At 61.6% G+C, this 12900-nt stretch carries 14 protein-coding genes; 10 read left to right on the plus strand and 4 right to left on the minus strand.

The genetic code is table 11. The features are described from left to right. Window positions 1–240 precede the first annotated feature (240 nt). From miaB to G3480_RS22070, 4 genes are read left to right on the plus strand one after another with little or no spacing between them, the layout of a single operon-like run. Window positions 241–1572 carry a tRNA (N6-isopentenyl adenosine(37)-C2)-methylthiotransferase MiaB gene (gene miaB, locus G3480_RS22055; protein ID WP_164656120.1) on the plus strand — a complete coding sequence of 444 codons (1332 nt, stop codon included), beginning with the start codon at window positions 241–243 and terminating at the stop codon, window positions 1570–1572. Between the two features lie 2 nt (window positions 1573–1574). After that, a complete protein-coding gene (locus tag G3480_RS22060) occupies window positions 1575–2573 on the plus strand; it encodes a PhoH family protein (RefSeq protein WP_164656122.1) in 999 nt (332 codons plus the stop codon). Then, a complete protein-coding gene (gene ybeY, locus G3480_RS22065) occupies window positions 2570–3076 on the plus strand; it encodes an rRNA maturation RNase YbeY (protein ID WP_164656124.1) in 507 nt (168 codons plus the stop codon). Before G3480_RS22060 ends, ybeY begins: the two co-directional genes overlap by 4 nt. A gap of 6 nt (window positions 3077–3082) precedes the next feature. Continuing rightward, window positions 3083–3970 (plus strand): HlyC/CorC family transporter, encoded by an 888-nt coding sequence (locus G3480_RS22070; protein WP_164656126.1) that lies wholly within the window; start codon window positions 3083–3085, stop codon window positions 3968–3970. Between the two features lie 110 nt (window positions 3971–4080). On the opposite strand, the gene G3480_RS22075 is transcribed toward G3480_RS22070, so the two are convergent. Both G3480_RS22075 and G3480_RS28610 read right to left on the minus strand, forming a co-directional pair. Continuing rightward, on the minus strand, window positions 4081–4431 hold the full coding sequence (locus G3480_RS22075; RefSeq protein ID WP_240905975.1) for a DUF2721 domain-containing protein: 351 nt from the start codon (window positions 4429–4431) through the stop codon (window positions 4081–4083). Between the two features lie 9 nt (window positions 4432–4440). Beyond that, window positions 4441–4677 (minus strand): hypothetical protein, encoded by a 237-nt coding sequence (locus G3480_RS28610; RefSeq protein WP_240905976.1) that lies wholly within the window; start codon window positions 4675–4677, stop codon window positions 4441–4443. 166 nt (window positions 4678–4843) lie between these two features. Here G3480_RS28610 and G3480_RS22080 point away from each other — a divergent pair, with 166 nt between their 5' ends. The 3 genes from G3480_RS22080 to G3480_RS22090 all read left to right on the plus strand — a co-directional run bounded on the left by G3480_RS22080 (window position 4844) and on the right by G3480_RS22090 (window position 7451). Beyond that, the gene (locus tag G3480_RS22080) at window positions 4844–5422 is read left to right on the plus strand and encodes a Uma2 family endonuclease (protein ID WP_164656128.1); all 579 of its coding nucleotides are present in this window, start codon (window positions 4844–4846) and stop codon (window positions 5420–5422) included. Further along, a complete protein-coding gene (locus tag G3480_RS22085) occupies window positions 5419–5754 on the plus strand; it encodes a hypothetical protein (protein WP_164656129.1) in 336 nt (111 codons plus the stop codon). The genes G3480_RS22080 and G3480_RS22085 overlap by 4 nt, the downstream gene beginning before the upstream one ends. A 494-nt stretch (window positions 5755–6248) precedes the next feature. Further along, window positions 6249–7451, plus strand: coding sequence for a hypothetical protein (locus tag G3480_RS22090; RefSeq protein WP_164656131.1), 1203 nt, complete (start codon window positions 6249–6251; stop codon window positions 7449–7451). 432 nt (window positions 7452–7883) lie between these two features. Here G3480_RS22090 and G3480_RS22095 read toward each other — a convergent pair whose 3' ends face one another. Together G3480_RS22095 and G3480_RS22100 are read right to left on the minus strand one after the other, a co-directional pair. Further along, entirely contained in the window at window positions 7884–9266 is a 1383-nt protein-coding gene (locus G3480_RS22095; protein WP_164656133.1) for an MBL fold metallo-hydrolase RNA specificity domain-containing protein, read from the minus strand. Continuing rightward, window positions 9263–10246, minus strand: a complete 984-nt coding sequence (locus tag G3480_RS22100) for an LOG family protein (protein WP_164656135.1) — start codon at window positions 10244–10246, stop codon at window positions 9263–9265. Before G3480_RS22100 ends, G3480_RS22095 begins: the two co-directional genes overlap by 4 nt. A gap of 396 nt (window positions 10247–10642) precedes the next feature. Between G3480_RS22100 and G3480_RS22105 the strand changes: the two genes are divergently transcribed. From G3480_RS22105 to gloA, 3 genes are all read left to right on the plus strand, one after another. Then, on the plus strand, window positions 10643–11113 hold the full coding sequence (locus G3480_RS22105; RefSeq protein ID WP_164656137.1) for an Hsp20 family protein: 471 nt from the start codon (window positions 10643–10645) through the stop codon (window positions 11111–11113). A gap of 103 nt (window positions 11114–11216) precedes the next feature. Next, entirely contained in the window at window positions 11217–12089 is an 873-nt protein-coding gene (locus G3480_RS22110; protein WP_240905977.1) for a phosphodiester glycosidase family protein, read from the plus strand. A gap of 66 nt (window positions 12090–12155) precedes the next feature. Next, on the plus strand, window positions 12156–12560 hold the full coding sequence (gene gloA / locus G3480_RS22115) for a lactoylglutathione lyase (protein WP_164656139.1): 405 nt from the start codon (window positions 12156–12158) through the stop codon (window positions 12558–12560). Window positions 12561–12900 lie beyond the last annotated feature (340 nt).

Consider the following 12900-nt stretch of genomic DNA (forward strand, 5'->3'; position numbering starts at 1 on the left):
GGCGTTTGTCTGTTGATCTCCAGCGCCGGGCTACATCCCCCGCGACCGCTCGACGCTGCGGCCAGCGGGAATTGCTGATCCCGGTCGCGCCGGGTTGACACTAAGCGCCTGATTCATCAAGATACGCGCCCTCTCAGCCGGTTCCGATCCTGGTCTCGGATTGATGGTCCTTCCGATCAGCCCCATCCAAGCCTCATCCTTAAAGCTCGCAGCTCACACTGCCTATCACGGCGGACTCCGATGTCTCGTAAGCTCTATATTCAAACCTTCGGCTGCCAGATGAATGAGTATGACTCCGCGCGCATGGCGGATGCGCTACGCGTGGGTGCGGGACTGGAGCTGACGGATCGTCCGGAAGCGGCCGATGTGCTGCTGCTCAATACCTGCTCCGTGCGTGAAAAGGCTCAGGAGAAGGTGTTCTCTCAGCTCGGACGCTGGCGGCCGTGGAAGCTCAAGCGCCCCGAGCTGGTGATTGGGGTCGGCGGCTGTGTCGCCAGCCAGGAGGGTGAGGCGATTCGCGCGCGCGCGCCCTTCGTGGATCTCGTCTTTGGTCCGCAGACGCTCCACCGCTTGCCGCAGATGCTGAAGGAACTCGAGGCCAGCCGGCGTCCTCAGGTCGATGTTTCCTTTCCTGAGATCGAGAAGTTCGACGCTCTGCCCGCGCCCAAGGCGGAGGGTCCGACGGCCTTCGTCTCGGTGATGGAGGGCTGCTCCAAGTACTGCACCTATTGCATCGTGCCCTTCACCCGTGGCGAGGAGATCAGCCGACCCTTCGACGATGTCATCGCCGAGGTCGCGGACCTCGCCGAGCAGGGCGTGCGCGAGATCAATCTCTTGGGACAGAACGTCAACGCCTACCGGGGCGTCATGGGCGAGCCGGCGGGGGAGATCGCCGACTTGGCGCTGCTCATCCGCTATGTCGCGGCCGTCGACGGCATCGATCGCATTCGCTTTACCACCAGTCACCCGGTTGAATTCACCGACGCGCTGACCCAAACCTTCGCCGAGGTGCCGGAGCTGGTGAGCTTCCTGCACCTGCCCGTTCAGTCCGGCTCGGACCGCATTCTCGCGGCCATGAAACGCGGCCATACGGCCTTGGAGTACCGCTCCAAGATTCGGCGGCTCAAGGAGGCGCGGCCCGACATCAGCATCTCGTCGGACTTCATCGTCGGCTTCCCCGGCGAGACCGAGGAGGATTTCGCGGCAACCCTCGATCTGGTCGACGAGGTGGGGTTCGACCATAGCTTCAGCTTCGTCTACAGCCGTCGACCCGGCACGCCGGCCGCTGACTACCCGGACGACGTGCCGCTGGAGGTCAAGAAGGCGCGTCTCGAACGACTGCAGCAGCGCATCAACAGCAATGCGCAGCGCATCAGCCGGCAGATGGTGGGCGCCCAGCAGTCTGTTCTTGTTGAAGGGCGGTCGCGCAAGGATCCGGCGCAGCTCGCCGGGCGGACCGAGAACAACCGGGTGGTGAATTTCGACGGTTCTGCGGACCTCATTGGCACCTTCGTCGATCTCACCATCACAGAAGCGCTGCCCAACTCGCTGCGCGGGCAATTGACTCACTGACCTTGGCTACTCAACCTCAGACACTCGATCTGCAACTGGCGCCCGAGGACAATGCCCGGCTCGCCAACCTCTGCGGCCAGCTCGACCAGCACCTGCGCCAGCTTGAGCGGCGGCTCGGCATCGAGATCAACAACCGTGGCGTCAGTTTTCGGCTGATCGGCGAGCAGAAGTCCCTGCGCATGGGTGAGCAGCTGTTGCACGCACTCTACGCCCAAACGGCGGACGAGGTGCTGACTCCCGAGGCGATCCACCTCGCGCTGCAAGAGGCGGGTGCCGATGCCCTGCTCGAGCAGGTCGAGGACCGGTTGCCCGAGGTCGTCATCAAGACCAAGCGGGGGCTGATTCGAGCGCGCGGGCCGAATCAACAGGAGTACCTGCACGCCATCCTCAGGCATGACCTCAATTTTGGTGTTGGACCGGCGGGTACAGGCAAGACCTATCTCGCCGTGGCCTGTGCGGTCGAGGCGCTGGAGGCCGATCGGGTGCGCCGCCTCCTTTTGGTGCGTCCTGCGGTCGAGGCGGGCGAGCGGCTGGGCTTCTTGCCCGGCGACCTGGCACAAAAGATCGATCCCTATCTCAGGCCCCTCTACGACGCCCTTTTCGAGATGCTGGGTTTCGAGAAGGTCAACAAGCTCATCGAGCGCAATGTGATCGAGGTCGCGCCCCTGGCCTACATGCGTGGCCGCACGCTCAATGAGTCGTTCATCATCCTGGACGAGGCGCAGAACACCACGCCCGAGCAGATGAAGATGTTCCTGACCCGCATCGGCTTCGGCTCCACGGCGGTCATCACCGGGGACGTGACACAGATCGACTTGCCGCGCGGCCAGCCGTCTGGGCTGCGCGAAGCCGTCGAGATCCTCAAGGACGTGGAGGGCATCACCTTTACCTTCTTCAACGCGCGCGACGTGGTCCGTCATGCATTGGTTCAGCGCATCGTCAATGCCTATGACGCCTTCGAGAATCCCGCGCCGGTCGCGTCTCGCAAGTCGGCAACATGATTGGCGCGAAGGACGTCGACTTGGACCTCGACCTGCAGATCGCCACGGCGCAGGCTGAGCTGCCCAAGCAGGACCAATTCGAACACTGGACCCGGGCTGCGCTGGCGGAGCGCCGTGAGCGGGCGACCTTGACCATTCGGATCGTCGATCCGGCCGAGAGCCAGGCGCTGAACTTGCAGTATCGTGGCCACGACAAGCCGACCAATGTGCTCTCCTTTCCCTTTGAGCTTCCTCCTGGCTTGAGTGCGGACGATGGCCTTGCCGACTTGCTTGGCGACCTCGTGATCTGCGCCGAAGTGGTGCGGTGCGAAGCACTGGATCAGGGCAAGGACCCGCTGGCCCACTGGGCGCACATGGTCGTCCATGGTGCGCTGCATCTGCTTGATTACGATCACCTTACGGATTCCGAAGCGGCCGAGATGGAAGCCCTGGAAACGGCCATCTTGTGCGGGTTAGGATTCCCCCCTCCCTACGCAGACCAGGATCACCTGGAGGATCTCTAACACCTCATGACGAGCGATCGATCTAGCAACGGCTCGCAATCACGCGGCTGGCTCGGGCGACTGGGCCATCTGCTCGGTGGCGAGCCGCAAGACAAGGAGCAGCTCATCGAGCTGCTGAAGGATGCACGGCAACGGGAAGTGCTGGACACGGACGCCCTCAGCATGATCGAAGGCGTGCTTCAGGTCTCGGATCTCAGGGTCCGGGATATCATGATCCCGCGGGCCGAGATGGTGTCTCTCAGGCGCGACGACCCGCTGGAGAAGATCCTCAACACCGCCGTCAAGTCGGCCCACTCGCGTTTCCCCGTCACCGGCGATGACAAAGGCGAGGTGGTTGGTATCCTGCTCGCCAAAGACCTGCTCTCCTTTTGCATGGAAACCTCGCGCCGGGCCTTCAATATCCGTGATCTCCTGCGCTCCGCCGTCTTCGTCCCCGAGAGCAAGCGCCTCAATGTCCTGCTCAAGGAGTTCCGCTCCAGCCGTAATCACATGGCCATCGTCGTCGACGAGTATGGCAATGCCGCCGGACTGGTGACCATCGAGGATGTGCTCGAGCAGATCGTCGGTGAGATCGAGGACGAGCACGACTATGACGAAGGGGCCGGAATCTTCCGCCGCTCTCCTAGCACCTTCAGCGTCAAGGCGCGCACCGCTATCGAGGACTTCAACGAGTACTTCGGCTCCGACTTTTCGGATGAGGACCTCGATACCATCGGTGGGCTGGTGGTCAACGCCTTCGGCCACCTCCCCAAGCGTGGCGAGTCAGTCGAGCTGGGGCGCTTCCGCTTCTCCGTCGTGCGCGCGGACAGCCGGCGGGTGCACATGCTCAACGCGGAACTCCTGGATCCAGAGAACGGGCTCCCTGGCAGCTCGGAGGACGACGCGACTCACTGACGGCCGCTCGACCTAGCCTCGCCGAGGGCAGGCGCGCAGGTGTGATGATGCGCGCCTGCCGTCGGTCTTGGCGCCGCTTGATGATTGGGCCAGCCGCGACTTGCGGTCGGTCAGTGCGGCTTGCCGAATTTCAGGGTCGAGATTGCCAGGAGGATCTCGCGAAGGAAAAAGATCAGGGCGACGATGAAGGCCAGCATGGCTGCGATGAAGAGCGCGGCGACCAGGATGGAGGCATCGAAGGTCGCGAAGTCGCCAAGAAAGAGGATGGCGATGACGGTGGCGACCAGCAAGGCCGTTAGCGTACAGAGACTGATCGATAGGCTGATGAGCTTGGCGCGGTGAGAGAGCAGCGGTAGCTCGTCGGCGAAGGTGTCCTTGTCTTGGGTGCGAGCCTGCAGCTCCTCGACCACCCGAGCGCGATCCACGATGCGACCGAGTCGGTTGGTCATGACGGCGAGCATGCCGCTGATTCAGGTCAGGAGAAAGACCGGGGCAACGGCCAGCTGGATGACGTGGGCGACATTGGCGATGGGGGCTTCTTGCAGCATAGGATGGACGTCGGCTCTTGGGGGGCGATTGCCTTGCTTGCAACGGAAGCGCCTGATCGCGCCTCGGAGAGCTTCCGCGATCTGTGCGACCTGCAGCGAGGCGGCTGCATCGGATTTTGCCGCAGCGGCGGCCTGCTCGGCTAGCTCCCCGATCGCCACGATGTCGCGGTCGATCTCGGGTGCTTTCCGGGAAACAACCCAGCTGCCGTTTCGGTCCCATCCTACCGATCTGCACCGGCCCCTCGTCTCAGGTCGCGTGCGGCAGGCCGCGTCGGGTCGCTTTTGCTAGTCTAAGCCTCAGCCAAGCCTGCATAGGAATGCCCGAGTGGAAGCCTTTGATCTTCACAATCCCGTCCATCGCGTCACCGTGGATCAGTTCCATCGAATGATCGACGCAGGTGTCTTCAGGGATGGTGACCGCGTCGAGTTGATTGATGGGGAGATGCGCGATATGACGCCCATTGGTCCGCCGCATGGGAGCAGCACGGACAGGCTGACGATGTTGTTTGCCCCGGCGTTTGCCGATGTCGCCATTGTTCGCGTTCAAGGCGCCTTGGTGCTGGACGATGGCACCGAGGTGTATCCGGACCTGATGCTCTTGAAGCTGCGCCAGGACCGCTACGCGAAGGCGCATCCGGTTGGCGACGATGCGCTGCTTGTCATTGAGGTCGCGGACAGGAGCCTTGCCACGGACGCCGGCGTCAAGCGGGCCAAGTACGCCTGCGCCGGCATTCGCCGCTATTGGGTGGTCGACCTCCCAAACCGTCAGCTGCACGACTATCGTGATCCCGATCGCTTCTCCGGCCGCTATCGCCAGCTTCACACCCTGAGCGAGGGCGTGCTCCCTATCAAGATCGAAGAGGTCGATCTCCAGGTCGACATCGCGGAGCTGTTTCCTGTATGAGCACAGAAGATCCCAACGAAGACGACCTCATCCGCCTGCTGGTGAATAGCTGGGTCGCCCTGCGCGCCGGCACGCTCGATCCGGAGCAGCGCGCGGTGCTCGATCGCGAGCGCCCGAAATGGGAGTGCGAGGCGGCGACGCTGATCGCCGAGGGCATTCTGGGCTATGTGACCGTCGAGATGGTCGAGCCGGATCTGGCTTACAACAGGACCGAGGATGCTGATGGGCCGCTCGATCAGGAGGAACTCGCCGCTCGGCTCGGGGCGCACATGCTGGACTTCGTCGACTATCGGGACGATCTAGCGCGCGTCAGCGTTGGAAAGCCCCACTGACCAGCCCATCGGCGAGGTTGGCAGTGCCTGCTTGTCGGTCACGCCGAGGCACGGCATTGCTCAGAACTGTCCACGTGATCCCATGCAGCTTGAGCGGTCAACCCCGGCGTTCCTGATCGACATGCGTGTGTGCCAGTTGATCTGCGTCCGACGCGGCTTCGCCAGTGCTCTACATGCTCACAGCGCGGCAGGACACCGCTAACCGTCAACAAATCGCCCCGGAAGCCTCAACACCTATCGGTTTCCCGAAATCAACCGGAACAGCCGCTCCAAGCCTGCGTAGCCAGGCCATCCTGGCCTGGTTTGCCAGGGCTGGAAGCCCTGGCTACATAAAACGATAGGTGGTGAGCCCGGAAGCTGCAAATCAGGGGCGCTCCAAGCTATCGCTTCGTCGGTCGTCGACCCAGGCTGATCACTGCGTCGCGCCGCTCGATTGATCACTGTGTTCTAATTGCTGGCAGTCGCTCTCCAGGACAATCTGATGGAACGCCTTTATGCTGACAACTTTTTCCTTTGCTCGAATTTCGTTTTTGTTGGCTTTGCTGGTAAGCGCGGTAGCGATGTTCGAGCGGATTGCCGAAGTTGCTGCTTCCCGACTCAACATCTCCGCCACTCCGATTGTAGGGGTTCTTATTGTTAGCTACTTGGCTTATCTATATGTCGCTTATTATTTTGTAAGACATTTAGGTGAGATTTCAAATAAAGTGTCAGCCAGGGTGTGGTTGATCGTGCTGGCTATTGTTGTAACGTGCTCGTTCGTCTATCTTTACCCTGTTCTCGACTCTGGGGCGCTCGGTTTTTATAGCGATCGAGAAGAAGCTATTGATGTCGCGGTTAGGGCGATCTGGGTAGGTGGGTTTCCTTATGATTGCTATGCTCAATCCGGCGTGCATGTCGGATGTCCAGAGACCGGCAATCCCATTGCTCCGATGCCCGGTGGTTTGATGATCGCAATGCCGGTAGTCCTATTGCTAGGGTCTGCAGCTTCGCTTTCGCTAATAAGTTTAGGAGTTGGTTACGCGGGACTGCGATGGCTTTGGGAAGACTCAGAAAGGGCAGCCGCGTTCGTCGTTGCTCTAGTAGCGCTTTCTCCTGTCATCGTCGGCGAGATCCTTACGGGCGGGGACCACCTCGCGAACTCAATCTGGGTGTCAGTCCCCTTGGCGTTGCTCATTCAAGAGCCAAGCAGAAAATATGCGAAAGTCCTCGCTTTCATTTTCGGGATCGCGCTTTCGTGGCGAGGTTTGTTCTGGCTAGTTGTGATACCGGTAGTCTTTAATTTTGCTCGAAGAAGACGATGGATGGACTTGGTCATTCTCGGCGGCATTGCTGTTTTAGGTTTCGCTTTGGTGACTCTTCCTTTTTTATTATGGAACTGGGAAGGCTTCGATCCTTTGGCTGTTCAGCAAAGATACAAGCTTTATGAGCACATTCTTCCCTATGCCTCAATTTGGATACCGGCGACACTAGTTGTGCTGGGTTCATTTATTGGCTGGTGGGTATCTAGCGCTCGGCAATTGTTGTTGGCTTGTGGCTGGATGTTGTTTCTGCCCATTCTAATTGCAGTCATTATTCACTCTGTTGACATTGGGAGGCCAACGGTGATTTTCTCTGGGTGGTACGCAATAACCAGTCTTTTCCTGTTTGGTATTTCGATGATGAAGTATATGTCCAAAGAAGAACGATTAAATCATTGACCGCTCCTTGCGCACAAGAGGCATTGAATGTGGGTGGTGCCGCGACAGCTATTTGCCCACTCCGACCGGTTCTATCTTGTTGAGCGAGCAGCGGCGAAATGTTTCGATGCGCTATCGAGTTACCCTGCTCGACTAACTTGGCTCATTGAAGAATAGCCAAAGGCGCTGGAGCTGTTGGTCATGTTGCGCGATAGCTAAGGTCATCCATGAGGCGGTCAAGGACCTCAAGATTTCGTACCGATGCACGCTGCCTAGCTGAACTGCCACCCAGCTTAGGCGCTTGCCGGAAAAGCTCATGCCAGATGGCGCCGGATCGAGGTTCGCCTTCAAGGAGCGCCGACCGGAACAGAGCCAAGCGATGTGACTGCCGGCGCGAGACGGAAGGCGGTCCTCGAGACAACTCAGGTGGTATGAACTCTGACAGAAATCGCCTTATAGCTTGAGGCTCTGGCCCTGCCTTGGCATGACCACCTCGGTGCCATGCAAGCGGTCCGCGAAGGTGCGCATGGCCTTTTCCTCGCCGTGGACCAGGATGGTTCGCTCGGGCTTGATGGTCTGTTGCCATTCCAGCAGCTCGTCGCAGTCGGCATGGGCGGAAAACCCGTTGATGGTGTGCAGATGCGCCCGAACTGGGATGTCGTCGCCGAAGAGACGCACGCGGTCGGCACCCTCGATCAGGATACGTGCGAGGGTGCCGGGGGCCGCGAAGCCGACGAAGATGATGCTGGAGTCGCGACGCCAGAGGTTGTGGCGCAGGTGGTGGCGGACGCGTCCGCCCGTGCACATGCCGGAGCCGGCCATGATGACGGCGCCGCCGGCCAGCTGGTTGAGTGCCATGGACTCGCTGCTCTCACGCGTGAAGCGCAGATTGGGCAGCGCGAAGGGGTCGGTGCCTTGATCGAAGAGCACACGCGTCTCGGCGTCATAACACTCGGGATGTCGGCGGAAGATCTCGGTGGCGGAGATGGCCATGGGCGAGTCGAGGAACACCGGCAGGCGTTCGGGCAGCAATCCCTGCTCGGCGCCTTCGCGCAAGTAGTAAAGCACCTCTTGTGCGCGCTCCAGGGCGAAGGTGGGGATGATGGCGTTACCGCCGCGCGCGAGGGCGGCGTTGATGGCGTCGTAGAACTCCCGGATCGAGGGCCCTAGCGCCTTGTGCCGTCTGTCTCCATAGGTCGTCTCCATCACCAGGGTCTCGGCGTGCGGCGGTGCCTGGGGGTCGCGGAGGATGGGGCGGTCCCTGTTGCCGAGGTCGCCGGAGAAGATGATCGCCTTGTGGCGGCCTCCATCTCGGTATTCCAGTCGGATACTGGCAGAGCCCAGGATGTGGCCGGCGTCGTGGAAGGTGGCGTTGAGGTTATCGGCGAGCTGGATGGGGTCGCCGTAATGGGCCTTGCGCCCGAAGAGGTCCATGGCGTTGAGCGCATCGAGCGTGTTGTAGAGCGGCTCGGGGGCAGGGTGTCCGCGCCGGTGCGCCCTGCGTGCGTGGCGCTTTGCCTCTTCCTCCTGGAGGTGCGCCGAGTCCAGCAGGACGACGCGGGCTAGCTCGCGCGTGGCGCTGGTCGCGATGATCTCGCCGGTGAAGCCGCGCTGTGCAAGGAGCGGGATGCGGCCGCAATGGTCGAGGTGCGCGTGGGTCAGGAGGAGGATATCGACTTGGCGCGGATCGAAGCCGAAGTCCGCCGCGTTGTCTTCGTCGATCTCGCGACCGCCCTGGAAGAGTCCGCAGTCGACCAGTATGCGCAAGTCGCCGGCCTCGACGAGATGACAGGATCCGGTCACGTTGCGGTCGGCACCATGAAAAGAGATCTTCATCGGGCTTCTCCCTGGGTCCAAGGCGTGTCGTCACTCTCGAAGAGCCAGCTGCCGTTGCTTTGGTGCCAGGCCTTGATGCCGGCCCAGGCCTCTGCGGCGCTCTCCGCATACCAGAATAGCTCTGCGTCCTCGGGGTCGATGCTGCCGACCTCGATCAGATAGTCGACGTCAAAGACGTTGCGCCAGTAAGCCTCGCCGATCAGCACGACCGGCATGGGCGGCACCTTACGGGTTTGCATCAGGGTCAGTGCCCCGAACAGCTCATCGAGCGTGCCGAAGCCGCCGGGCAGGGCGACGATGGCGGCGGCGCGCTTCATGAAGTGCAGCTTGCGCAGCGCGAAGTAGTGGAACCGGAAACAGAGGCCGGGTGTGACATAGGGGTTGGGATACTGTTCGTGAGCGAGGGTGATATTGAGTCCGGCCGTTTGTGCGCCGACCTCATAGGCCCCGCGATTGGCGGCCTCCATGCCGCCGGGGCCGCCGCCGGTCATGACGATGAGGCTGGAGTTTTTCGGACCGCCGCCGGCCATGCCGACCAGCCGGCCGAGTTCGCGGCCGACGTCGTAATACTGCGCGAGTTCCATGCGTCGCTCGGCGAGCCGCAGCTGACGGGCCAGACTGGCGTCCTCGGGTGCCTGGGCGACTGCATGGCTTGCCTTGGCCAACTCGCGCTTCGCGGTCTCGGGTTCACGCAGCCGCGTGCTGCCGAAGACGACGATACTCTGGTGAACCTGGTGCTCCACCAAGCCCTGCTCGGCCTTGAGATAGTCGAGCTGGAGCCGCACGCCGCGCGTTGCGTCCCGGTGGAGGAAGTCGACGTCGTGATCCGGCTCACGATAGGCGGGGTGCTCCATGATGGTCGCGATCCGCTTGGCTGCGTCGGCGTCTTCGTCGCGCGGCTTGGGATGCTCCCAGGGCAGCGGCTTCTCGCGCTGCGTTGGATGGGGCGGTTTCGGCGGGATGCTGCGATGGTCTGTCATGGGTGACGGTCGCTCTCGATGCCTGCTGGCCTGGCCGTCGTCCCCCGCGTCTGGGGTCAGGTCGGATCAGCTACGTTAACTCTAGCTGAGTTCAGCCGCCGCCGCTGGCCTGACCAGGCTTGTCAAGGTGTCGATATCATGAGGAGCCTGCTTCTGCATCCTTGCAGGTACTGGGATGCCTTGTGCTTTGCTGGGGATGGCTGCGATCACCTCGTTTCGCATCCGCCATAACTGTCCCTTTTGAAAAATCTGTTAGCACTCCCCTTGACAGAGTGCTAGTCCGCCGCTACTTTACATAACGTAAGCGGTCGCCCACCTGGGGGCCGTGAAGCTGGCGGTTCGAATGAACGCCAATTCTTTGTAGGTAGCTCATATTGCTCATTTGGAGGATATGTCATGACAACGCTCGACTTCTCACCGCTGTTCCGCTCCATGATCGGCTTCGACCGGTTGGCCAACTCCTTGGAGACCGCCTACCGCAGCGAACCGGGCGGCTATCCGCCCTACAACGTAGAGCTGCACGACGAGAATCGGTACCGCATCACGCTCGCCGTCGCGGGCTTCACTGACGAGGAGCTCGATATCGAGGCGAAGGAGAACCTGCTGACCGTTTCCGGTCAACGCAGCAATCCTGAGGCGGAGGGTAATTTCCTCTATCGCGGTATCGCCAATCGCAGCTTCGAACGCAAGTTCCAGCTCGCCGACTACGTCAAGGTGGTCGAGGCCAAACTGGAGAATGGTCTGCTTCACGTTGACCTGGTGCGCGAAGTGCCTGAAGCCATGAAGCCGCGCCGCATCGAGATCCGCGGCACCGGCCAGGGTCAGGCGATCGGGCACGAGACCGAGCAGACCAAGGAAGCGGCCTAAGGCCAAGCACGACGCGAAGTCGATGCGTCGGTAGCCTGAGGACGTTTGAAGTAGAGAAGGCCGGGCGCAAGCCCGGCCTTTTGTCGTTGTGCGGTCCAGTCCAATGAGCGTGCTCGACCCGCTGCCTTGGTCACGCCATACTCGTCATCCCGCCCAGCGCAACCCATTCCTGGCCCTTGGTATGACGCTCTCCCGACGCCTGCTCCCGCTAACGCTTTTGCTCTGTGCGACCACTGTCTTCGCCGACGTCTGGCGCCCGGCGCGGCAGTCGACCGCCGAAGACGAGGGGCGGGAGCTGTACTACGCCAAGCGCACCGCGGTCAGGCGCTCCGATGGCGAAGCGCTGACCGCTCATCTCGCCTTCTTCACCTCCCCAAGCTACCGTCTCAAGGTGCTTGATCTTGGCGCAGGCAAGGAGCCCAAGTCCGCATCGCTGAGCGAGGCCTTGCGTGCGCAGGGCTGCGTCGCCGGTGTCAACGGCGGTTTCTTTCATCCAGATTGGCAGCCGCTTGGGATGGTGGTGTCCGACGAGGGCCGCATCAACGCCTTCGCGCGGGCGAAGCTGCTGAGTGGCGTGGTTCACAGCGACGCCCGCGGCACCCATATCATGCGACGAGGGCAATTTCGCGACCACTCCGACATCACTGCCTTGCTGCAGACGGGGCCCTATCTCGTCGAGGCCGGACGCAGCGTTCGAGGTCTGTCCACAGCGAAGCCGAGCCGCCGCACCTTCGTCGCGACGGATTGGCGAGGCCACTGGGCGCTGGGCGCGACGCCGAACTCGGTCACTTTGGCCGAGCTTGCCGAGGCACTTGCTTCAGATGGCGCACTGACGGGCTGGCCGGTGAATCGCGCTATCAATCTGGATGGCGGGTCTTCGACTGGATTTTTCTTCGACGGCGACAGCGGTCAACCGCCTGTCCTTTTGAAGCCCTGGAAACCTGTCCGTAATCTCCTCGGTATCGCCAAGCGGTGAGACCGCGCGCGTCTTTCAAGCCCCTTGTTGCTTACCCGAATCCACACTGACGACGAGAATCCGCTGATGAGAATCCTCCACACCATGTTGCGCACGGGCGATTTGCAGCGCTCCATCGATTTCTATACCCAGGTTTTGGGGATGAAGCTGCTCCGCCAGAAAGACTACCCCGAGGGCGAGTTCACCCTGGCCTTCCTCGGCTATGGCGAAGAGTCCGAGAATACGGTGATCGAACTGACCTACAACTGGGGCGTCGAGCAGTACGACCTGGGCAGCGGCTACGGTCATATCGCCCTCGAGGTCGACGACGTCTATCAGGCCACGGACCGCATCCGGGCGCAGGGCGGGAAGATTTTGCGCGACGCAGGGCCGATGAATGCGGGCACCACCATCATCGCCTTCGTCGAGGATCCCGACGGCTATGCGATCGAGCTGATCGGTGCGGGTCAGATGGGCTCCAAGCAGGGCTAGCTAGCCACCAGCAGCCGAACTTAGGAAGTGTGCATCAACAACTTCCCCCCTTTCGCAAAGGGGGGCCAGGGGGGATTTCGGGGGAGGCAGGGGGGATTTCGGGTGGCATCGCTCGCATCGGGAAACAATTGATGGGCATTTTCTTAAGGCTCCGTTGGCTAGCAGCTTCCCGGTGCTCTGTCCTTCAGCCATGGGGTGAGCGGCTGCGCGGAGAAGACGCGCGTGCAGAAGCAGGCGATCAGAGCGGTATGCCCTGCGCTTAGTGTTACGTCCCTCCCTTAAACAGGCGTAGCCGCCTGAAAAATCCCACGGTCCGCCAGGACCTCGGTTGAACCATTCC

It is taken from the genome of Thiorhodococcus mannitoliphagus (assembly GCF_010915725.1).
Taxonomy (GTDB): domain Bacteria; phylum Pseudomonadota; class Gammaproteobacteria; order Chromatiales; family Chromatiaceae; genus Thiorhodococcus; species Thiorhodococcus mannitoliphagus.

Excerpts from the sequence above, each read along its gene's own strand:
- miaB (WP_164656120.1), top strand. The coding sequence starts at position 241 with ATGTCTCGTAAGCTCTATATTCAAACCTTCGGCTGCCAGATGAATGAG.
- ybeY (WP_164656124.1), top strand. The coding sequence starts at position 2,570 with ATGATTGGCGCGAAGGACGTCGACTTGGACCTCGACCTGCAGATCGCC.
- G3480_RS22070 (WP_164656126.1), top strand. The coding sequence starts at position 3,083 with ATGACGAGCGATCGATCTAGCAACGGCTCGCAATCACGCGGCTGGCTC.
- G3480_RS22075 (WP_240905975.1), bottom strand. The coding sequence starts at position 4,431 with ATGCTCGCCGTCATGACCAACCGACTCGGTCGCATCGTGGATCGCGCT.
- G3480_RS22085 (WP_164656129.1), top strand. The coding sequence starts at position 5,419 with ATGAGCACAGAAGATCCCAACGAAGACGACCTCATCCGCCTGCTGGTG.
- G3480_RS22090 (WP_164656131.1), top strand. The coding sequence starts at position 6,249 with ATGCTGACAACTTTTTCCTTTGCTCGAATTTCGTTTTTGTTGGCTTTG.
- G3480_RS22095 (WP_164656133.1), bottom strand. The coding sequence starts at position 9,266 with ATGAAGATCTCTTTTCATGGTGCCGACCGCAACGTGACCGGATCCTGT.
- G3480_RS22100 (WP_164656135.1), bottom strand. The coding sequence starts at position 10,246 with ATGACAGACCATCGCAGCATCCCGCCGAAACCGCCCCATCCAACGCAG.
- G3480_RS22105 (WP_164656137.1), top strand. The coding sequence starts at position 10,643 with ATGACAACGCTCGACTTCTCACCGCTGTTCCGCTCCATGATCGGCTTC.
- G3480_RS22110 (WP_240905977.1), top strand. The coding sequence starts at position 11,217 with ATGAGCGTGCTCGACCCGCTGCCTTGGTCACGCCATACTCGTCATCCC.
- gloA (WP_164656139.1), top strand. The coding sequence starts at position 12,156 with ATGAGAATCCTCCACACCATGTTGCGCACGGGCGATTTGCAGCGCTCC.